Annotated in this window: 20 protein-coding genes and 1 pseudogene; 10 read left to right on the top strand and 11 right to left on the bottom strand. The window is 53.9% G+C overall.

The annotated features are described in order from the left end of the window. The first annotated feature begins 1 nt into the window (after position 1). The 5 genes from F7Q90_RS18795 to F7Q90_RS18775 are packed head-to-tail and all read left to right on the top strand — an operon-like array spanning position 2 to position 8,178. Positions 2-1,504, top strand: a complete 1,503-nt coding sequence (locus tag F7Q90_RS18795; RefSeq protein WP_044243148.1) for a DUF3131 domain-containing protein — start codon at positions 2-4, stop codon at positions 1,502-1,504. Continuing rightward, positions 1,489-2,886, top strand: coding sequence for a DUF3131 domain-containing protein (locus F7Q90_RS18790; protein WP_006121907.1), 1,398 nt, complete (start codon positions 1,489-1,491; stop codon positions 2,884-2,886). The genes F7Q90_RS18795 and F7Q90_RS18790 overlap by 16 nt, the downstream gene beginning before the upstream one ends. Then, a complete protein-coding gene (locus F7Q90_RS18785; protein WP_006121908.1) occupies positions 2,883-3,317 on the top strand; it encodes a globin family protein in 435 nt (144 codons plus the stop codon). Before F7Q90_RS18790 ends, F7Q90_RS18785 begins: the two co-directional genes overlap by 4 nt. A gap of 3 nt (positions 3,318-3,320) precedes the next feature. Beyond that, a complete protein-coding gene (locus F7Q90_RS18780; RefSeq protein ID WP_006121909.1) occupies positions 3,321-5,993 on the top strand; it encodes a hybrid sensor histidine kinase/response regulator in 2,673 nt (890 codons plus the stop codon). Further along, positions 5,983-8,178 carry a glycoside hydrolase family 2 protein gene (locus tag F7Q90_RS18775; protein ID WP_151161048.1) on the top strand — a complete coding sequence of 732 codons (2,196 nt, stop codon included), beginning with the start codon at positions 5,983-5,985 and terminating at the stop codon, positions 8,176-8,178. The genes F7Q90_RS18780 and F7Q90_RS18775 overlap by 11 nt, the downstream gene beginning before the upstream one ends. 270 nt (positions 8,179-8,448) lie before the next feature. Here F7Q90_RS18775 and rutG read toward each other — a convergent pair whose 3' ends face one another. The 7 genes from rutG to rutA are packed head-to-tail and all read right to left on the bottom strand — an operon-like array spanning position 8,449 to position 14,099. Then, positions 8,449-9,786 (bottom strand): pyrimidine utilization transport protein G, encoded by a 1,338-nt coding sequence (gene rutG / locus F7Q90_RS18770; protein WP_006121911.1) that lies wholly within the window; start codon positions 9,784-9,786, stop codon positions 8,449-8,451. A 31-nt stretch (positions 9,787-9,817) separates the two neighbouring features. After that, on the bottom strand, positions 9,818-10,360 hold the full coding sequence (gene rutF, locus F7Q90_RS18765; protein WP_006121912.1) for an NADH-dependent FMN reductase RutF: 543 nt from the start codon (positions 10,358-10,360) through the stop codon (positions 9,818-9,820). Positions 10,361-10,389: 29 nt separating this feature from the next. Beyond that, positions 10,390-10,980, bottom strand: coding sequence for a malonic semialdehyde reductase (locus tag F7Q90_RS18760; protein WP_006121913.1), 591 nt, complete (start codon positions 10,978-10,980; stop codon positions 10,390-10,392). Continuing rightward, positions 10,965-11,804, bottom strand: coding sequence for a pyrimidine utilization protein D (gene rutD / locus F7Q90_RS18755; protein WP_006121915.1), 840 nt, complete (start codon positions 11,802-11,804; stop codon positions 10,965-10,967). Before rutD ends, F7Q90_RS18760 begins: the two co-directional genes overlap by 16 nt. Before the next feature lie 42 nt (positions 11,805-11,846). Next, complete coding sequence (gene rutC, locus F7Q90_RS18750; protein ID WP_006121916.1) at positions 11,847-12,233, bottom strand: pyrimidine utilization protein C; 387 nt, start codon at positions 12,231-12,233, stop codon at positions 11,847-11,849. Between the two features lie 25 nt (positions 12,234-12,258). Next, entirely contained in the window at positions 12,259-13,008 is a 750-nt protein-coding gene (gene rutB, locus F7Q90_RS18745) for a pyrimidine utilization protein B (RefSeq protein ID WP_006121917.1), read from the bottom strand. Beyond that, positions 13,008-14,099, bottom strand: coding sequence for a pyrimidine utilization protein A (gene rutA, locus F7Q90_RS18740; protein ID WP_006121918.1), 1,092 nt, complete (start codon positions 14,097-14,099; stop codon positions 13,008-13,010). The genes rutB and rutA overlap by 1 nt, the downstream gene beginning before the upstream one ends. A 389-nt stretch (positions 14,100-14,488) precedes the next feature. On the opposite strand from rutA, the gene rutR reads away from it, so the two are divergent. After that, the gene (rutR, locus tag F7Q90_RS18735) at positions 14,489-15,169 is read left to right on the top strand and encodes an HTH-type transcriptional regulator RutR (RefSeq protein ID WP_226374676.1); all 681 of its coding nucleotides are present in this window, start codon (positions 14,489-14,491) and stop codon (positions 15,167-15,169) included. Positions 15,170-15,307: 138 nt separating this feature from the next. On the opposite strand, the gene F7Q90_RS18730 is transcribed toward rutR, so the two are convergent. Together F7Q90_RS18730 and F7Q90_RS18725 are read right to left on the bottom strand one after the other, a co-directional pair. Next, on the bottom strand, positions 15,308-16,063 hold the full coding sequence (locus F7Q90_RS18730) for an amino acid ABC transporter ATP-binding protein (protein WP_006121920.1): 756 nt from the start codon (positions 16,061-16,063) through the stop codon (positions 15,308-15,310). Position 16,064: 1 nt separating this feature from the next. After that, a complete protein-coding gene (locus F7Q90_RS18725) occupies positions 16,065-16,715 on the bottom strand; it encodes an amino acid ABC transporter permease (protein WP_006121921.1) in 651 nt (216 codons plus the stop codon). A gap of 272 nt (positions 16,716-16,987) precedes the next feature. Here F7Q90_RS18725 and F7Q90_RS18720 point away from each other — a divergent pair, with 272 nt between their 5' ends. From F7Q90_RS18720 to F7Q90_RS18710, 3 genes are read left to right on the top strand one after another with little or no spacing between them, the layout of a single operon-like run. Beyond that, positions 16,988-17,740 (top strand): ABC transporter substrate-binding protein, encoded by a 753-nt coding sequence (locus F7Q90_RS18720; RefSeq protein ID WP_006121922.1) that lies wholly within the window; start codon positions 16,988-16,990, stop codon positions 17,738-17,740. A gap of 45 nt (positions 17,741-17,785) precedes the next feature. Then, on the top strand, positions 17,786-18,391 hold the full coding sequence (locus tag F7Q90_RS18715) for a cupin domain-containing protein (protein WP_006121924.1): 606 nt from the start codon (positions 17,786-17,788) through the stop codon (positions 18,389-18,391). A 14-nt stretch (positions 18,392-18,405) separates the two neighbouring features. After that, the gene (locus F7Q90_RS18710; protein WP_006121925.1) at positions 18,406-19,734 is read left to right on the top strand and encodes an NAD(P)/FAD-dependent oxidoreductase; all 1,329 of its coding nucleotides are present in this window, start codon (positions 18,406-18,408) and stop codon (positions 19,732-19,734) included. 208 nt (positions 19,735-19,942) lie between these two features. Here F7Q90_RS18710 and F7Q90_RS18705 read toward each other — a convergent pair whose 3' ends face one another. Beyond that, on the bottom strand, positions 19,943-20,167 hold the full coding sequence (locus F7Q90_RS18705) for a KTSC domain-containing protein (protein WP_006121926.1): 225 nt from the start codon (positions 20,165-20,167) through the stop codon (positions 19,943-19,945). Positions 20,168-20,734: 567 nt separating this feature from the next. Here F7Q90_RS18705 and fliD point away from each other — a divergent pair. Further along, positions 20,735-20,947, top strand: coding sequence for a flagellar filament capping protein FliD (fliD, locus tag F7Q90_RS18700; protein WP_044243063.1), 213 nt, complete (start codon positions 20,735-20,737; stop codon positions 20,945-20,947). A gap of 15 nt (positions 20,948-20,962) precedes the next feature. Here fliD and F7Q90_RS18695 read toward each other — a convergent pair. After that, positions 20,963-21,111, bottom strand: a pseudogene (locus F7Q90_RS18695) (IS630 family transposase); the annotation flags it as partial.

The raw sequence follows: 21,111 nt of genomic DNA, 5'->3' as shown, positions 1-21,111 counted from the left end.
CATGGCATGCTGGCTCGCGCTGGCGACAGCGCAGGCAGCGCCGGGACTACCGGCATCAGAATTTACTCCCCGAAGTGGTGAGCTGACACCACGTGAAATGACCATTGCCAAAAATGCCTGGCAATATTTTGTCGCTAACTACCAGCCCAGTACTGGCCTGGTGAACGCAGTCAACAAATATCCTTCCACGACAATGTGGGACAGCGCGTCTTATCTGGCTGCTCTGACGGCGGCGCGTGAGTTAGGCATTATTGATAAAGCCGAGTTTGATCGACGTATGTTGAAATTTCTCGCGACCCTGAACACGCTGGTGCTGTTCAGAAATGAATTGCCCAATAAAGCCTATAACACGATCAGCGGACAAAAAGTGGACTACCGAAACCAACCTGGAGAGATTGGTTTTTCGGCGCTGGATATCGGCAGAATGCTGGTATGGCTTAAAGTGATTAAAGAGCGTTATCCGGAATACAGCAACGGTATCGATAATGTCGTGCTTGGCTGGGACTTCAGCCATGCCGTTGATCCCTGTGGCACCCTGTACGGTGCTTACCTGGAAAATGGCCAGCCCAAATATGTTCAGGAAGGTCGACTGGGCTATGAGGAATACAGCGCTGCGGGTTTCCAGCTCTGGGGGTTCAATACCTGCCAGGCCAGCCGGCCACAGCCTTATGAGCTGGCAGAAATTTACTGTGTGCTGGTGCCTTATGACTCGCGCGACCCGCGAGATACGTCACAACATAACTATGTCGTGACCGAGTCCTATCTTCTGTATGGTCTGGAGTTTGGTTTTGATAAAGCGACCGACAGAGATAACAGCCCACGCAATTATTCCCATCCGTGGATGAAAAATTTTGCCGATCGGGTTTATCAGGCGCAGGAAAACCGCTATGCAATCACCGGCATTCTGACCGCGCGCTCTGAGCACCAGCTCGATAAAGCCCCCTACTTTGTTTATGACACCATATTTAGTGATGGCTATAACTGGAACACGATTACGGATAAAGGACAGTTTGTACCAAATAGTGCGGCCGTATCACTTAAAGCCGCACTCGGTATGTGGGTGCTCTGGAGCTCGCCCTATACCGACAGATTGCTGAATGCCATTGAAAACGCTAATGAGGAAGGCAAAGGCTACTACGAGGGTTTATATGAAAACGGCGATGGCCCCATTAAGGAGTTCACCGCCAACAATAACGGCATCATGCTTGAGGCGTTGTTATTTAAAAAAGAAGGCAAACTGTTGCAGTTTAATAGCGACAATCCCAAAAATAGTCAGTTCGCCCCCTCGCTCTGGAACCAGAAGCTTCTCGATCAGTTTGAAGAAAATAATACCCGACGCAATCGCCCCTTCCTGAGCGACACGGCCGCCAACAGAAGCTGGTGCGAGCAGACCGGGACAGCGCAGCGCACCAAACCTGCCTGCCAGGCGTGTCAGTGTGCATCCTGCAAGACGGACGAGCCCATTAAATTGCCGCCGGTGACTGCGCAATGCTTAAAACCCTGATCTACAGGCTGGTCGCAGCGGGAATCATCGTACTGGTGATCGCACTGGCGTTGTTCAGTCGCGAAGGCGCGGGATGGCGCTGGCTGACGAAAGGCGGCTGGCATACCTCCGCTCGCATTGATAGCCTGACGCCGCAGGAACCGGAGTGGGCGGCCATTGCATGGCGCTATTTCCAGAATAATACGCAGCTGCAAACCGGCCTGGTCAATGGCAGCGATAAACAGCCGCGCGTCACGCTCTGGCAGATGGGGGATACGTTAATCGCGCTTCTGTCCGCCAGGGAGTTGGGTCTGGTGCCGGAAGATGAGTTTGATGCCCGGATAAGCCGCCTGCTTGGCACACTCAATCGCCTTGCGTTGACCAACACGCGTACACCCGGCAGGCTCTATTCGAGCCAGACGGCGATGCCCATAGATTACACAGGCAAATCCATCAGCAGCGGCTGGTCGGCAAAAGATATGGCAAGGCTGATGCTCGCTTTACGGCTTACCGCCGAACGTGCACCGCACTATCGTGAGTATCTGGACAAAATCATCCTGCGCTGGAATTTCTGCTCCGTTATCAATAACGAGGGGGAATTATGGTCCGCCTCAGTACAGAACGGCCAACCTGTCGTGCGTGAAGAACTCCGTCTGGGTGAAAGCGAATATGCCGCCAGTGCTTTTCGGCTATGGGGATTCCCGGCAAGTAAAGCATTCACGCCACCCGCAAGAAACGTCATTGTTTATCAGCGCAGCCTTAGCGTTGACGCGCGCGATCCGCGTACGACCTGGCAACCGTCATTACTCACTACGTTACCTGCCATGTTGCCCGGGCTGGAGTTCGGATGGCAGCCTCCTGGCGTGCCACCCGATGTTCAAAAATTAATGCGTACGCGAGCGGAAGGCATCTGGCTCAGTCAGAAGTCGCGCTGGGAGCGTGACAAGCTCCTGACTGCGCGAGCCGATTTTTCGCTGTCACATGCGCCCTGGCATCTTGAGGACACCGTCTGGGGAAATGGTTACGCCTGGAACACGTTGGGCGATGATGGCCGCGATTACCGCCAGCTGTCACAGGTGTCTACGAAGGCGGTTTTTATCCTCTGGACGCTGTGGAAAAACGACTATACCGATGTACTTATGGCAGTAACGAAGCACCTTAACAGTCCACAACGCGGCTGGTTTGAGGGCCGTGTTGAAGCGACGGGGGATATCAACCCGATGATCACGCTATCCACTAATGCCATGGTCCTTGAGTCGCTCTTCTACAAACATAACGGCGGGCCGTTATTTGATAATCATTTTGATACTGATAACAGCTACTTCACTCACCGTCTGGCAGACGAATTCAATCGTCCCGGCCTGTGTCTGCCGGGTGAAAGAAAAGGGAGGTCAGCACCATGAAATTTTATCGTGATCTCTTTGAGGCCAGCGTGAGCCGTGTCTTGTCAGAGGCGAACAAAAAAGACTTTTTCCTGGCGTTTTACGAGGCTTTTATTCACCGATCGCCAGAGACGGAGCAACACTTCGCCCGTCGCCCGAGCGAAGAAGGTCGACAGATGATCTATAAGAGTTTCTTTGCCATGCTCACCGTCGATGGTGCCCTTTTTGTTCCGGACTTTCTTGAGCAACTGGCGCGCAGGCAAACCCAGGATGGTCTGCGCCTGCCGCCACGCTTTTTTGCCTTCTGGCGGGAAGCCATGCTGCGCACTGTACGTGAACGGGATCCCCTCTGTGATGAGGAGATCCTCACGGCGTGGGCGATGGCGATAGCGCCCGGCCTGGAATATCTGCGACGGCAAGCCGAACTGCACTATCAGCCCGGGGGAGAATAAGCGATGGGAACTTCACCCCGTTTTGAGCCTGATGCGCTGCCTTGTGCGATCATGATTTACGATCGGGCCGAACGTCTGCTGGCGTGGAACGATAAAGTTTCGCTCTTTTATCCGGTGATTGCTCCGTGGCTGGAGGCTGGCGCGTCTCTGGAAACGCTGGTAGAGAAATTTATTGAAGCGGGTTATTACATCGACTCGAGTCGTCGTCAGACGCTACGGGACGCCACTCTCCGTAATTGTCGTCAGGATAACCATTGCGAAGTCAGGCAATCCGGAAAACGCCGTCTTTATTTTCAGCATCAACGCCTTCCTGAAGGAGGCATTGTCAGTCTGCATACGGATGTCACCGAGCTTGATGAAGCACAGCGCTCACGTCATCTGCTGCACAATGATTTTTTACTGACGGCCGAGTCAATCCGGATCGGCATTTGGGACTGGCACGTCTCTCATGACAGCCTGCAGGTAAATGATACATTGCTGGCAATGGTGGGGCAGTCACGCTCGCAATGGCGTTATCCGCTGCGTTTTTTGCTCAATCTGGTGCATGAAGAGGACCGCGCATCGCTGCGACAGGCGATGATGTCATCGAAACAGGATCACCGGCCTGTATTTGAATGTGAAATCCGCGTCCTGCATCAGACGGAAGGCTGGCGATGGATGCTGCTCTCCGGGCAGGTGGTGACCTTAACCATTCAGCAGGAAGCCGAAAGGGTGATTGGTACGTTGCAGGATATTACCCGCCGGAAGGAAGCAGAACTGCTTGCAATTGATGCCGCCCGCGTCGCCCGCGAAGCCAATGAAGCCAAAAGTGCGTTTCTGGCTAATATGAGTCATGAAATTCGGACACCGATGAACGGTATCCTCGGGATGACACAGCTCTGTCTGGACACCCCGCTGAGCCCTGAGCAGCGTGAGTACCTTTCGCTGGTCATGAGTTCGGCCCAGTCGTTGCTACATATTATTAATGACATTCTGGATTTCTCGCGCATTGAGTCGGGCAAGGTCATCATGGACGATGAGTTGCTGGAAATTCGGCCCTTTATTCAGTCGTTGATTCGCCCACATATGCCTGCCGCCAGTGAAAAAGGGATAGAGCTTCTGGTGGATATTGCGCCTGCAGTCCCGGACGTGCTGAAGGTGGACGGCCCCCGACTGCGTCAAATCCTCACAAACCTGCTAGGCAACGCGCTTAAATTTACCCATCACGGCGAAGTCCTGCTGGCGATAGAGCCCGCGGCCAGTGAAGACCACTGGCGTTTTCGTATTCGCGACAGTGGTATTGGCATACCTGCAGAGAAACAACAGGCCATCTTTGAAGCGTTCAGCCAGGCAGACAGTTCTACGACGCGGCGTTATGGTGGAACAGGGCTGGGGCTAACCATTTCCGCCCGGCTGGTTGCGCTGATGGGGGGAAATCTGGAGGTGGAGAGTAAGCCCGGCGTTGGGAGCGAATTTACGTTTACGCTACCGCTGGAGGGGCAACACTCGCCGCTTACAGAACGCGCATCTGGCGTTCGGTTTAATGGCGAATGCGTGCTGGTCGTGGATGATAACAGCACTAACCTGCGGTTAGTGGATACCATGCTCCGTCAGATGGGACTGAACCCGACGTGTGTGAATAATGCCAGTAAGGCCTTACAGCCTGCCGCCGGAGAAGTATTCTGGCCACTGATCCTCATCGATGCGCAAATGCCGGACATGGATGGCATTTCGTTGGGCCTTGAGTTATCGGTTTTGCCACAGACGGCCCAGAGCAAGATTATTATGCTTAGCTCAATGAGCCGCCATTTTGACCCCAAAATGCTCAAACGAATCGGCATATCCCACTATTTGCACAAACCCGTCGCCCAGCACGAGTTGCATCAGGCAATTGCAAGCGCCCTTAAACCCGTCCCGATTGTCGAGCCGGTGCAGCCTTCTACCGTTTCACCGAACACCTCGCAGGGACTGCGTGTGTTGCTGGCTGAAGATAATCTGGTGAATCAGAAAGTCGCCAGACGTTTGCTTGAACGCCTGGGACATCACTGTGAAGTGGTTGGCGATGGACAGGCTGCACTTGACCGCTGGCGAGCAGAACGCTGGGACATTCTCTTTATTGATCTGCAGATGCCGGAAATGGATGGAGAAAAGGCGATCCAGCTGTTACGACAAGAGGAAGTATTGCTTGGCCGTCCCCGTCAGCCAGCCATCGTGATGACCGCGCATGCTATGCAGGGCGACAGAGAGCGCTGTCTGGCAATGGGGTTCGATGGCTATCTCGCCAAGCCTGTCAGTCAGGATGCGCTTCATGACGAAATTACCCGCATATATACGCGTGATCAGGAAGGTTTACCTGATGAGGCCCGACTGCTTAAACAGTGCGCCGATGACCCTGCTCTGGTTGAGGAATTGTTGTCGCTGTTCAGGGAAGCAATCGAAGAAACCACCGAGACGCTGCGCAAGGCAATGGAAAACAATGATCGTGAGACGTTACGTCGGGCAGCACATAAACTTCGCGGTGAAGCCGTCACACTCGATTTCACCCGCCTGGCGCAGTTACTGCAATACCTTGAGAGTCAGGCCTCATCGCTGGAACAACATGCGCTCAAGTCCCTGCAAAACGACCTGAACGAGGAATTCCGTCGCATCACGTCCTGGCTACAACACAGGAAACAGGAGGACAGCCATGATCCGTAACCTTCTTCTTTTGCTCATCTGCCTCCCACAAGCGCAGGCAATGGATCTACCGGTCACCTGGTCACTTGCGGGAAACTGGCGAGTCCATGATGCGAACGACAGCACCTTCAGGGGCACGGGCGTGCCTGCCAGCGACTGGCGCAGGTTAAAGGTTCCGGCTAACTGGTATAGCGCGGGTTACGATCATCAGGGAGCATTGTGGTATCGACATGAGTTTGATCTTCCTGAATCCGAACCCGGTACCATGGCCACGCTCGTTTTCGACGGTATCGATTACTTTGCTGATGTGACGCTTAATGGAAAGCCATTGACCCACCACGAAGGCTATTTCCAGCGTTTTGCTGTAGATGTCAGCAGTACCCTGCGTCGTCATAACCAGCTCGCCATCCGGGTCGACAGTCCCTATGAAGATCCTCAAAAAGTGTGGCCGTTACATAAAACGCTTATAAAAGGGGTGCTTAATCAGCATGACACCCGACCTGGCGGTGCATGGTCTTTACAGGGACAGGATGCGAACTCTGGCGGTATCTGGGCACCGGTGAAGCTGCATATGAGCCGTGGTGTAACGATTGATGAAGTGATCCTGCGTCCGGACTGGCGTGAAGGACTGGAAAACCCGGCATTATCGGCGGAAATTCGTTACCGGGCCACCACTGCCGGACCTGCTACTGTGCGTCTGACAGCGGCACCCGATAACTTTAACGGCCAGACTTTTCAGCACGATTTTCCGATCACGCTGGATCACGCGACGGGTGAGCAACAGTCCTTGCGCATAACTCTGCCCATGAAAGGAGCAAAGTTATGGTGGCCGGTCGGCACCGGCAAGCCAAATCTGTACCGTGTTCGCGCCTCACTGCGTGACAGCCAGGGGCTGATGGATACCAGGGTCACCCGAACAGGGTTACGCAAACTGGAAGAGCAACCCGATAACAAAGGCTGGCTGATTAATGACAGGCGACTCTTTATAAAGGGAAGCAATTATATCGGTTCACCGTGGTTAGGAACCATGACACGGGAAAAGTATCGTCGGGATTTTGCGCTGGTACAGGCGATGAATGCCAACGCCATTCGCGTCCACGGACACGTAGCCGGCCGTCCGCTTTACGATGTCGCCGATGAAATGGGGCTGATGATCTGGCAGGATGTACCGCTGCAATGGGGATACGATGACAGCGCGGCATTTACCGACAATGCAGTACGTCAGACCCGTGAGATGGTCGAGCAGTTTGGTAACTCCCCGGCCATTATCGTCTGGGGCGGGCACAACGAGCCGCCGTGGAATTCGCCCTGGATGGAAAAGCGGTTCCCCGACTGGAATAAAACACTGAACCGCACGCTGACGCAGAAGGTCGCGGATACGCTGGCTGAAGATACCTCCCGTATTGTGCACCGTTTTTCCGCCGTGGAAGAACACTACTGGGCAGGATGGTATTTTGGTACGCCGCGCGATCTGCTTGCCCCGGCTAAAACCGCAGTGGTGACAGAGTTTGGTGCGCAGGCGCTACCGCAACTTTCAACGCTGAAAACGATTATCCCAGCCAGCTTGTTATGGCCAAAGACGACTGCTGCGGACGATCCGGGCTGGACGTTCTGGAAGTATCATAATTTTCAGCCTTTACAGACATTTAAGTTTGCCGGGATTTCGCGCGGTTCGAATATTCAGGAGATGATAGCCAATACGCAACGCTACCAGGCAAAACTGGTCTCCCTGGCTGTAGAGAGCTATCGGCGACAGCGTTATCAACCGGTGACGGCCCTCTTCCATTTCATGTTTGTTGAAACCTGGCCCTCAATTAACTGGGGCGTGGTGGATTATCTGCGCCAGCCAAAGGCGGGTTATTACGCCTTGCAAACTGCCTATCAGCCTGTTCTCCCCTCTATCGAACCCGTTACCGCCACATGGCGTAAGGGACGCGAGGCGATGGTGCGGCTCTGGGCAATTAATGATACCTGGAATGCCTGTACTGCATGTCAACTGAAGTGGCAGATATCCCAAAAGGGAGAGGTGCTTGCCAAAGGGAGCGAAACGCTGACGCTGCCGCCTGATTCAGGTCAGATGGTGAAGGAAATAACGGTTACGCCTCAAAATTTTCATAACGTTGAGATCCGTTATCGCATTGAGAATCAAAACGGGAAAACGGTGGGCAGTAATGTCCATGAGGAAAGCATTCAACGTGACGACTAAGGTAAGTTACCTGAAAACCCACGGTTTTTTGCGAAAACCTCTTATGGAGTTGGGCTGATGCTACCGTGTACGGAGCACACAGCCCTGTTTCACTGGCTTAGCCTCTTTGTTGCCTGCGCGATGGCAAGCAGGCGCTTTACCGCGGCGACCCCATTGTCTGTAAGCCGCGCATCTCCTGCAGGATGCTTTACGGGTGCGTAAAAAACACCCGGTTGTCGTTCCGGCCCGCTCCGCCCTTCCTGCTTCTCCGGCTGAGGAAAAGATCCCGGTTTACTCCTTCACCACCGCCTCCGTCTTCACCCCTGGCTGTGCGCTTGCCATTTTGCTTCGGCTCAAAAATGCATTCAGCAAAATCGCCCCGAAGGTCGCAGTGCCGATCCCGCCCATGCTGAAGCTGCCGAGCGTCAGGGTAAAGTTGCCTGCGCCTAAAACCAGCGTGACCGCGACCATGATAAGGTTGCCGTTCAGCCCCAGGTCGACGTGGTTTTGTACCCAGATGCGGGCACCTGCCACGGCAATCAGCCCAAATACCACAATGGATGCGCCGCCGAGCACCGGGCCAGGAATGGTGTGGATCAGTGCGCCAAATTTAGGTGAGAAGCCCAGCACAATGGCAATAACCGCCGCTGCGACGAAAATCAGCGTGGAGTAAATTTTGGTGACAGCCATAACACCTATGTTTTCTGCATAGGTTGTCACGCCCGTTCCACCTGCGGAGGCGGACAGCATCGTCGCCAGTCCATCACCGACAAACGCGCGGCCCATGTAGGGATCAAGGTTTTTACCGGTCATACCAGCCACCGCTTTAATATGGCCGAGATTTTCTGCGACAAGGATTACTGCGACCGGCGCGATCATCAGCATGGCATGCGCGCTGAATACTGGCGTCGTAACGGTTGGTGCGCCAAACCAGGGTGCCTGAGCGATCGCGCTAAAATCCACTGGCTTGCCCAGTCCAAGGCCGTTGGTGATGACCATATAAATCAGATAAGCGGCTACCAGCCCCAGTAACAGCAACAGGCGCTGCACCAGACCGCGGGTGAATACGGCTACCGAACCGATGCAAAGCACGGTCATGACGGCCATCCAGCTGTCAAACGAGGAGGCGGAGACGCTGTGAATCGCAATCGGCGCGAGGTTTAGCCCAATCGCCATGACCACGGCACCGGTCACGACGGGCGGCATCAGACGTTCAATCCACCGCGTGCCAACCGCCATTACGATAAAACCGATCACCATATAGAGCAGGCCGCAGGCAATAATCCCGCCAAGGGCCACACCAATATTGGGATTCGCACCCTGACCACTGTAGCCGGTTATCGCGATAACCAGTCCGACGAAGGCGGCACTGGACCCGAGGTAACTTGGTACGCGGCCGCCTACCACCAGGAAGAACAGTAAGGTACCGATCCCCGACATCAGGATGGCCATATTAGCGTCAAAGCCCATCAGTAAGGGCATGAGGACCGTGGCGCCAAACATCGCTACCGTATGTTGCAATCCCATAACGATCGTCGTGCCTGACGGCAGCCGTTCATCCGGCGCGATGACGACGCCATCCAGATTGCCTTCTCTTTTACGCCATTGCGGAAACCAGGTATTTGCCATGCACGACCCTTACTAAGTTGAGAGGAGTGAGTTAACAGGCTGTCTGACGCATCAGTGGATGATAGCGCCGGTCGAAATACACCAGTCCATGGCCGTTGTCGTTGCGCTGAATAGCAACGACTTCGCAAAACAAAATATCGTGGGTACCGACGCTGGTGATCTGCGTAATGTTGCAGTCAAACGACACCAGCACATCGGTGAGGATCGGCGATCCGGTGGCAAGGCTGGCCCAGTCAGCGGCCGCGAAACGCGCATCCATCGGTGTCTTTCCGCCGAACAGATTGGACAGCGACGCATGACCGTCTGAGAGAGTGTTAACGCACAGCACCTGGTTTTGCGTAAACGCCGCATGGACAGAGGCCGCGCGGTTCAGACATACCAGCAACGTCGGTGGCGTATCGGTCACGCTGCATACCGCAGAGGCGGTAAAACCGGCCCGTCCACCTGCCCCGTCTGTGGTGATGATGTTGACGGCGGAACCCAGGTGCGCCATCGCATCGCGGAACTCTTGCTTTTCAACGGCAGCCTGTTTAGCAGCGGTTGCGGGCTGTGTGGCGTTCAGAGTGGATTGCATGCTCGTGTCCTCATAATGAAACAGGGTGCTTACAGCACGCGGCAGGCGCGGTCAAAGTCAAGACGCGGTGCGCGCGGATACAGTTTGCTGCTGTCGCCGTAACCGATGTTGATGAGAAAGTTGGATTTCCAGCCCGTCTGCGCCAGGAAGGTTTCATCCACTTTCGCATTGTCGAAACCAGACATCGGTCCGGTGTCCAGTCCGAGTGAGCGGCAGGCCATAATCAGATAGGCTGCCTGCAGACTGCTGTTGCGAAATGCCGTATCGTGCGCCAGCTGCGGGCTGGAGGTGAACCACGAACGCGCATCGCCGGAGGGAAACAGTTCGGGCAGTAATTCATAAAACGCAGGATCCCAGGCAATGATCGCCGTCACCGGTGCAGTCAGGGTTTTCTTCAGATTGCCGCTGGACAGCGCCGGTGCCAGTTTCTCTTTGGCCGCCTGGCTCTGGATAAACACAATGCGCACCGGGCTGCAGTTTGCAGATGTTGGCCCCATGCGCGCCAGCGCGTAAATCGTTTCCAGCTGTTCATGGGTCACCGGTTTATCCAGCCAGCCGTTATGGGTGCGGGCGTCGGTGAACAGGGTTGCCAGGGCGCTGGCGGTTAAGGCTTCGGCCATGATATCTCCGTTGAAAAGGGCTCGGACACGATGTCAGCTGCATGAAAAGCATGCCGCCGCAGCCAGTCCAGTAAAATCGGGTTAAACGTATCGGGGTCGGTCACACTCATGGCGTGACCGCCATACTGCATTTGCTGGTGCTCCCCCAGAGGAAGACGGGCAGCGAGATCGGCCGAGCGCTGCCAGGGCACCAGCAAATCGTCTTTACAGCTCAGCGCCAGCGTCGGTGCGATCACCCCGTCGAGCGAGGCGGCCAGGTCAGACGTCATCAGCGCCTGTAAGCGATGCAGCAGGTTTTCCATTCCCTGAAAATGCGCCACCTGATGCTGGCGCTCTTCCTGTAATAACGCCTCATGTTCAGAAAGCCAGTCGCCCGGATACAGAAACAGGGGCTGCGCCTGAACATACGCATCCACCCCGCTGTTAAGCAGCAGGTTCTGGCGGACCTCAAAGCAGCGACGCGTCTGGCTGTCGAGCGTTGCCCATCCGTTGATGACCACCAGACTTTGCAGTAAGGCCGGATAACGCAGTGCAAGATGCAGGCCAACGATGCCGCCGAGTGCGTGACCGACCAGATGGCAGCGGCGGATATCCAGCCCGTTGAGCATGCCCGCCAGCTCATCGGCCATATCCTCCATGCGGTAACCGGCCGGAACGGTGCCCTGACTCAGGCCGGTGCCGTGCTGGTCATAAATCACGACGCGAAAATACTGTGTCAGTACAGGCAGTTGCAGCTGCCAGAAACTGCCGGAAACGCCCAGCCCTGAAGAGAGCACGACCGTGTCTGCATCGGCATTATCTTTACCTAATACCTTGTAATACATGCTGTTTCCTCAGGGTTATCAGAACAGATGCCGGTAAACAGATTACTTGCCGATGTGGGCAATCGTTGCGATCTCAATCAGGGCATCCGGCTTCACCAGCCCGCACTGAATACAGAAACGCGCGGGTTTTTCACCGGGAAAATACTCGGCGTAGACCTGATTGATTGCCCCGTAATTGGCCCAGTCGGTGATAAAGATGGAATTCATGGTGACGTCCTCCATTGTGCCGCCTGCGGTTTCAATCACGTTTTTGATGATCTCCAGAACGTGACGGGTTTGTGCCGCGGCATCGCCAACGTGCACCACGTTGTTGTCTTTATCAAACGGCAGCGTCCCGGAAACGTACACCACGCCATCGGCGAGCGTGCCCGGAACAAAAGGTGCCAGTGGCACTCCACTGCCAGCGGGAATAATGGCGCTTTTAGGCATCGTTGATTGTCCTTTGTAAAAGCGGTCAGGCCGCGTGTTGTTCAGTTTTGTAACCTACAGCGTCACAGAACTGACGCACGTTAGAGACCCAGCCAAAAAAGGTTTCAATGTTATAGATCGCGGCTTTCTGTGCGAATTCCGGGCCGGCCTGGTGCGTCGCGTCTTCCAGTACGACGCCAAAATATTCCAGGAAAAAGCCATCGCGCAGGGTGGATTCCACGCAGACATTCGTGGCGATGCCAGTAAACACCAGATGATGAATGCCATAGCTGCGCAGCAGACTGTCGAGCTGGGTATTAAAGAAGCCGCTGTAACGGGGTTTGGGCAGCACAATATCGCCAGGCTGCGGCTGAAGCTCATCGACCAGATCGTAATCCCAGTCGCCTTTTGCCAGCAGTTTGCCCATCAGCTCCGGGCGTTTGCGCATGGTTTTTAGCGCATTGGATTTATGGAAGTTCGGCGACCCCGCACCGCCGGCTTCGACATACTGATTATCCCAGCCGTTCTGGAAGAAAATCACTTTGATGCCCGCCGCGCGTGCGGCGGCAATCGCCACTTTAATATTGGCGATCACCGGTGCGGTGGCAGAGACATCAAAGCCCGCCAGATCCAGGTAACCGCCCTGTGACGCATAGGCATTTTGCATATCCACGACAATCAGCGCGGTTTGCTGTGGGGTAAAAGCGATGGCTTCAGGCCGGGCTGTGAGGACCGTTTCCTCGCCGGTATTGTGGGGTTCGCGGCGGACCACTGACGGATTCTCAACAACGTTCATTATGCGACCTCTTTCTGCGCAATGCCGATGTGCTGGCGGGTTTTCATTAATGGCTGAATGTAGCGGCCAAAGTTTTCGATGCCCTCAACGAAGTCGTCAAAGGTCAGCAGGACGCCGCCAGCGCCGGGCACGGTGTCGATTTCATCGAGCATTCTGGCGACGCTGGCCCAGGAGCCGACCAGTGTGCCCATATTGATGTTGACCGCTGAGGTGGGATCCGCCATCTGACGGACATTGGTATCGCTGCCGGATTGGGTGTCCTTGCTGCTCTGATCGGTCAGCCACGCGAGCGCCTCGGCGTCAGCCCCGGCTTTATACAGCTCCCATTTGGCGCGCGCGGCCTCATCGGTTTCATCGGCGATGACCATGAACAGCACATAAGAAGACACGTCGCGATTTTCAGCCTCTGCCGCTTTTTTCATGCGGGCGGCGGTTGGCGCGAAGGCCGTTGGTGTATTGACGCCCTTGCCGAAGCAGAAATTAAAGTCGGCATGTCTGGCGGAAAACGCCATGCCTGCATCACTTTGCCCGGCGCAGATCACTTTCATCTCGCTTTGCGGTCGCGGACTGACGCGGCAGTCGTCCATTTTGAAGAATTCGCCGTCGAGCGTGCAGTGGCCGGTGCCCCACAGATCGCGCAGCACGCTCACGTATTCGGTCAGGTAATCATAGCGGCGGGTAAAATAGTCATCGCCCGGCCACATGCCCATTTGCTCGTACTCGGGTTTTTGCCAGCCTGTGACAACGTTGACACCGAAACGGCCGTTAGAAATGGAATCAATGGTGGCGGCCATGCGCGCGACGATCGCCGGCGGCATCACCAGCGTAGCGGCCGTGGCGTAAAGTTGGATGCGAGAGGTCACGGCGGCCAGTCCGGCCATCAGCGTGAACGACTCCATATTGTGTTCCCAAAATTCGGTTTTACCACCGAAGCCGCGCAGTTTAATCATGGAAAGCGCAAAATCGAAATGGTAGTGCTCCGCTTTTTGCACGATGGTTTTGTTCAGGTCGAAGGTCGGTTTGTACTGCGGTGCAGTTTCTGAAATTAACCAACCGTTGTTGCCGATAGGAATAAAGACACCGATTTTCATCGCTCACCTCGATTAAAAGTAATACGTACCAATACAAGGGCTTACGAAAATCTCTGCGCGGCTTGAGTGCGTCCTGCGGGTTCCGAATTGCACCGTGCTGAAATCTCCAGACGCAAGAGTCTTTGCAAAGCGGGTGCCAGTTTTAAAATTAATAACCTTTTCAAAGGGTTGAAAGTTTGAATGGAAGATAACTGGATTAAACGGTCCGTTTCGGACCCATTGTTCAAAAATAACTACACAGATAACAGGCAAGATTGAGCAAAAAGGGTGCAAATCGCTCAACTGTTGATTTCAGAGCGCGTGAATAATGAGCGTTGCGATGGTCGCCCCTGCCCCCATTTGTTATGATTCACGCCTTGCTGTTTGTCTCAGGAGATGTTGTGAAGCCATTGGTCGAACACCCGCACGCTGCCGCCGGAGAGCAAAAATCCGTTAGCCCAGGTTCCAAAACCACAACGCGACGCTCTCGGGCGGTTGCTGCCAAACGTGGCGCTATCATGACCGCCGCACTGGAATTTTTTTCACTCTATGGCTTTCACGGCACCCGGCTGGAGCAGGTTGCAGAACGGGCTGACGTCTCGAAAACTAACCTCTTTTATTACTTTCCGACAAAAGAAGCGCTCTATATTGATGTGCTGAAAGGACTGCTGGATATCTGGCTGGCACCGTTAAAGGCCTTACAACCCGATCAGCATCCACTGGAAGCCATTAGAGAATATATTCGCCTGAAACTCTGTGTGTCCCGCGATCATCCGCAGGCTTCGCGACTTTTTTGCCTGGAGATGGTTCAGGGCGCGCCGTTGCTGAAACAGGAGCTGGGGGGCGGCCTGAAAACCCTGGTAGAAGAGAAATGCGATGTCATTCGGGGCTGGATTAAAGATGAGCGCATTGCCCCCGTCGATCCAATGCAGTTGATTTTTATGCTGTGGGCAACGACGCAGCATTACGCCGATTTTAGCGTGCAGGTTGAGGCAATCACCGGTAAAACGCTCAGCGATCCGGCGTTTTTCGACCAGACGGTAAAAAACCTTCAGCACATCATTACTGAAGGCATTCAGATGCGGGCTTAATCGCCTGTGCGGGGGCGTTTGTACCGACGCCTCAGCGAAAGGTTGCCAGAGATTTTGCTCGACGCAGCGTCGGGTGACATGCAGGCCGCTCATCTCTGCTGAATGGCTAGCGAAGCCCGATCAAACGGGTCATTTGAATTAGGTATTCATCAGACTCTGTACGCCTGTATTGCCCAGTACGCGGCGCAGGAAATCCTGCGTGCGCGCTTCCTGAGGCCGCAGCAGCACCTCATCCGCATGACCCTGCTCTACAATCTGTCCGCTGTGCAGGAAACACACGCGATCGGCGACCTCTCTTGCAAACTGCATCTCATGCGTTACCACGATCATGGTCATTCCCTGCTGGGCCAGGTTGCGCATAACCTGCAGCACTTCGCCGACCAGTTCTGGGTCCAGCGCGGATGTCGGCTCATCAAAAAGAATGGCTTTCGGCTGCAGGGCCAGCGTGCGGGCAATCGCTACGCGCTGCTGCTGACCACCGGAAAGCTGCGACGGCCAGGCGGAAACTTTGTCGCCCAGCCCTACTCTTTCCAGCAGCTCTTTGGCCATCTTTTCGGCTTTACTGCGTGTCTCGCCATTGACGTAAATCGGCCCTTCCATCACGTTTTCCAGCACGCTACGGTGAGGAAACAGATTAAAGCGTTGAAAAACCATACCGATCTGGCGACGCAGCGCGTTGATACGTTTGCTTTTACTGTCAACATGCTGATCAAGCACGCGGATGGTGCCGCTTTCATAGGTTTCCAGCCCGTTGATACAGCGCAGCACCGTAGATTTCCCGGAGCCTGAAGGCCCGACCAGGCACACCACTTCGCCCTCTTCGACGCGAAAACTCACCCCTTTCAGCACTTCAACTGCACCAAAGCGCTTATGGACATCAAGAATTTCAATCATCTCATGCTCCTTTTTTCTGGCGATTTTCAAGGTGCCTGGTAAAAGCCAGCAACGGCATGCATAACGTCAGGTAGAGCAACGCCACCAGCGTATACACAGTGGTGTTATCAAAGGTCGAAGCCGCCAGAAGCTGGCCCTGGCGGGTCATTTCGGTAACCGCGATCGTTGACGCCAGCGCTGAGTCTTTCAGCATCATGACCAGGGTATTGCTGTATGGCGGCAGCGCGACATGAAAAGCCTGAGGCAGAATGACGCGTCGCATCGCTTTAAAGAAGCTCATGCCCATAGAGCGCGCCGCCTCAAGCTGGCCACGATCGACCGATTCAATACCGGAACGAAAAATCTCGGCCAGGAAGGTTGAAAAGCAAAACGCGATACCGATGACGCTGGCCTGAAAGGATGTCAGGGTAATGCCGATATCGGGAAAAACGAAATAGATGTAGAACAGCACCACAATCATCGGCAGTGCGCGAGTGATATTAATGATGACGCTGACGGGCCAGGAAATGATTTTAAAAGGACACATTTTTGCGGCAGCGAAGATCAACCCCAGCGGCGTACTGATGAGCAAGGACAGTAGCGTGATATAAATCGTCATTTCAGCCCCTTGCAAAAGAAAGGGAAGGTAAACATGAATGCTGCTCCAGTCCATTATGCGCTCCCGCCGGTGTTGAGTGTCATGCTTCAAATTCATTTAAATGAATATATTTATCAGTAAATACTGTCAAACTTTTCATCTGATGACGTCATAGCATTAACTTATTAGTGTAATAAAGTGCATTGAAAGCCCACTGAATGGGGAAATCAAAGGGTTTTATGTTAATTTGTGAGGCGCAACATTTTTAGAAAAGAAAAGATTGACAGGCAGGAATTTAATTTCATTAAAGTGAAATTAATTGTTCACATGTCAATCAGGAGTAAGTGATGTCTCTTCGGTCGCACGTTACCATGGCTTTATTCTCTGTTGCCCTTGGCCTCACTTGCAGTGCACAGGCAGCGCCACTGACGGCAGGTTCTCCGCCTTCCAGCGCGCCTACCACGTTTCTGGATACCAAAACCGGTAAAATTGAAGGCTTCATGCCGGACGTGGCCGCGGAAGTGGCCAAACGTCAGAAGCTTGACATCAACTTTACCGCGGTGCCTTTCTCGACGCTGATTCAGTCTGTAATTGCGGGCAAAATCGATATGATTGTGGCCGGGATGACACCCACGCCAGAGCGCGAAAAACGTATTGCGTTCTCGCAGCCAGTCACTGCGTTTGGACCGGGGCTGGTCGTGCGTGATGACAATAAAAAAGTCTATCGCTCGCAGCAGGATCTGAAAGGCGACATCGTCGGCACCATGGCGGGCACCGATTATACGCAGGCGCTGATTAAGAGCGGTATCGCGAAAGAGGTGAAAGTGTATGACAGTCCGGCAGATATGATGCGCGATCTGTCCCTGGGCCGTATCGCTGCGGGGATGAACGATTACCCGATTATGAAATACCAGGAAAAATCTGGCGCGTACAAAGGTATGCATGTGGTGGACGGTTACAAGCCTGAGCATATCGCACCTATGGCCTTTGGCGTGAAAAAAGGGAACGATAAGCTACTTGCCGATATTAATACTGCCCTGACGGCAATGAAGGCCGACGGCACATTGCAAAAAATCAAAGCGAAGTGGGGAATGCCTTAATCGCGTGTTGATGCACGGAGGCACGCAACCTTAAGGAACATAGTGATGAAAACAGCGTTAATGCACTCAGAGGATCTGAGTGCCGTCGAGATGACGATTGGCTTACGGCTAAAGCAGATACGCAAGTCGCGCAATATGACCATCAAGGCACTGGCGGAACAGGCTAATGTGTCGGCGGGAGCCATCAGCCAGATTGAGCGCAATCTGGCTAACCCCACGGTACGGGTGCTTGAGCAACTTCGCGTGGTCCTGAATGTCCCACTGACCGCTTTTCTTGAACAAAATGAAGAGATGCGCCCCGGTGCTGAACATTATGTCCGGCGCTGGCGTGAGCGGCCACATTTTGAAGTTGGCAGGCAGGGCATAACCAAGGCGATGTTATCGCCTTCTGGCGAACATGATATTCAGTTTATGTATATCAGCATCCCTCCCCGCACGCGTTCGGAAGAAATGCTGACAGGCATTGGTGAAAAAGCAGGTGTAGTCATGGAAGGCCGTCTCACGCTGGAGGTGAACGGTGAGGCGACCTTCATCGAAGCGGGCGACAGTTTTCAGTTTAAAAGTCATCTTCCGCATAACATTTTTAACGACAGCGACACTGAAGCCCGCGTGTTGTGGATTATGCATATTCCGCCCCGACATCATATTTGAAACAAGGTTAACCCATGCGAATTAAGGTCGATAGCGTCAGTGACAGTTCCGTCTTCCCCACCTCTGTTGATGTTGTTGTGATAGGCGGTGGGATTGTGGGGACGTCAACGGCATATGAACTGGCGAAACAGGGGGTTTCTGTTGCGCTGTTTGAGAAAGGTGTGATTGCCGGTGAACAGTCAGGCCGAAACTGGGGCTGGGTTCGTCAACAGAACCGTGATTTGCATGAGTTACCAATGGCGATGCGAAGCCTGCAGCGCTGGGATGAGCTGAGTGGTGAAATCGGGATGGATTTGGGCTTCAGGCGCAGTGGTATCCTCTATGGCACGCTAAATGAAGCTGACCTGGCGCGCTGGGAAAAATGGGGACAGCAGGCAAAACAGATTGGCTTTACCAGCCAGTTGCTCTCCGCGCGTGAAGCACAGGAGCGCATTGGGGACAAAACTCCATGGCGAGGTGGTGTATGGTCACCGACAGATGGTCGTGCAGAACCGTCGCAGGCGGTACCGGCCATTGCGAAAGGCGCGCAAAAGCTGGGAGCCAGCATTTTTCAGCGTTGCGCGGTGCGCGCGCTGGATATCAGCGCGGGCCATGTTTCTGGCGTCTGGACAGAACGCGGACTGGTTAAAGCCAGCCGGGTAATTTGCTGCGGCGGTGCGTGGAGTTCGCGTTTCTGCAGACAATATGGCGTAGAACTCCCTGCCGCCAATATTCTGGGTACGGTATTTAAAACAACCGCCGCTCCTGAGGTCGTCACAGGCTGTCTGAGCACGCCTAATCTCTGCCTTCGCCGCCGTCTGGACGGCAGTTACACCGTTGCCGTTCCGGGCCTTGGCCAGATTGATTTAGCACCGCAGAACATCCGTTATGCTGCGAAGTTTTATCCCATGTTCCGCAGCAAGGTCGCTAAAAAACTGAAAATCCGCCTGAACGGTTCATTCTTTTCTGGTCCTGAAGCGTCTGGAAGCTGGTCGCCCGACAGGCCCTCGCCGTTTGAAAAGATCCGGGTGCTTGATCCCACGCCGGACAAGCGCATCATTCACGATGGCCTGGCCGAGTTGATTCGCGTCTTCCCCGAACTGGAGGGCATCAAAGTCGATTATGCCTGGGCCGGATGGATTGATACCACACCGGATTTGGTGCCGGTGATTGATCAGGTGAGCCAGCTCCCCGGCATGTTTATTGCCTCAGGCTTTAGTGGCCACGGTTTTGCCATCGGACCCGGTGCGGGACTGATGTGTGCACAGATGTTAACGAATAAGCCCGTTTATACGGACCTGACGCCCTACCGGCTCTCACGCTTCGAGAAAGGTAATGCGATTCGCCAACCGCAAATGATGTAACCGCGCTGATAAAAGACAGGCCATGCGAACAGCGCATGGCCGTTATCGAATGACAAACAGCCCGCTCAGGCATGTTTTTAGCGCTGTAGCGCCGCCTGATTTATCCGACGCGAAAACCCTTGCCCGGCCCTACTCAACCCGCACCTGAATATGGCCGCGGGATTTCGCACAACTTTCCAGACTCAGCGCGGCCTTTTCTGCGTGTCCGTTACTGTGAATCCCGCTTGTGATGCATAGAAAAGTAACGGTTATCAATGCTTTCGCGGAAAAAACTATCGGGATCCACCGCGGCACAAAATCCCTGGTAAACCCGGGCAGGAACGGCCAGCCAGCGCCGGCAACTTCCGTTGCGATATTCAAGCTCGAGCACACCCGAAGTGGGATCGAATCCTGCGCTGCGAAATAAAGAAGAGTTAATATCGTGTCGTTTCATGAAAGATAGTCCGTATCGGTTAAGCCCAGGCCTGCATCATTGCCGCGCTGGCAGAGCGGCAATGTATCACAGACTTCCCCATTGTTGAGCAACCTTCAATGCGCTGACAAATAACAGTTATTGATGACACCGCGCGCTGACATGGCTTTTACCGGATCAAGCCCGTCTTCAGTAAAGGCTGGTCCTGCTAATATACACGAGCAATGTGGCAGTGATTTTTCACCAACCAGAACCACAGCTGACAGGCGTTGACGACGTCTGACAAGATCGTTGTGCTATCTTATCTGAAACCGTCCCCTCAATTTATCCTCACCAGGGGTGATGTAAATAAATATTTCAAACGTAAGCGTTAACGATTTTTAAAATTCTTTTTTTTTGAGTGCGCAGTGGGCTTTGTTGAATAATAGGTAATCATTCTGTTTTGTCTGCACTGTTTTGGTAGAAAACGCTGATGCCAGACAGAACACCGTCATACGCAAGCATGTAATGCATTGATTTTATGTTATCTGAAACAACCGTTTTCATAGTACCACAGCATAAAATCCATTTATTCAACAAAGCCATAAAGTGAATACCGGCTCGCCGGAAACGTTATCCATCGCGTCAGATACATCGCCGATGTCGACAGCAATCCAGACATATGTGGATGCGTATAATTCGCTGCAAAAAACCATTGCCGATCAAACAAACTATACGCCTGTACAAGCCGGACAGGCGCAGAGTGCTGACAATGGCGATCTGCTCGGTGATAACACGTTAATGAATATTCAGACTAAATAACTGATCCTAATACCGCTACACTTTAGCCAGCCCATGTTTTCCCCCGGGGAATGGGCTGACGGTATTCATAAAGTGATGGACCTTTTTCAACAGTTGCCACATTGAACTGCACTGGTGATTTCGGGTTATTGTCTCATGAAGCGCCTGCCACAACCGTTCGACAT

Source organism: Pantoea stewartii subsp. stewartii (genome assembly GCF_008801695.1).
Taxonomy (GTDB): Bacteria; Pseudomonadota; Gammaproteobacteria; order Enterobacterales; family Enterobacteriaceae; genus Pantoea; species Pantoea stewartii.
Note: the sequence above shows the minus strand (reverse complement) of the source record. Positions and strands in the feature narration are given on the sequence as shown.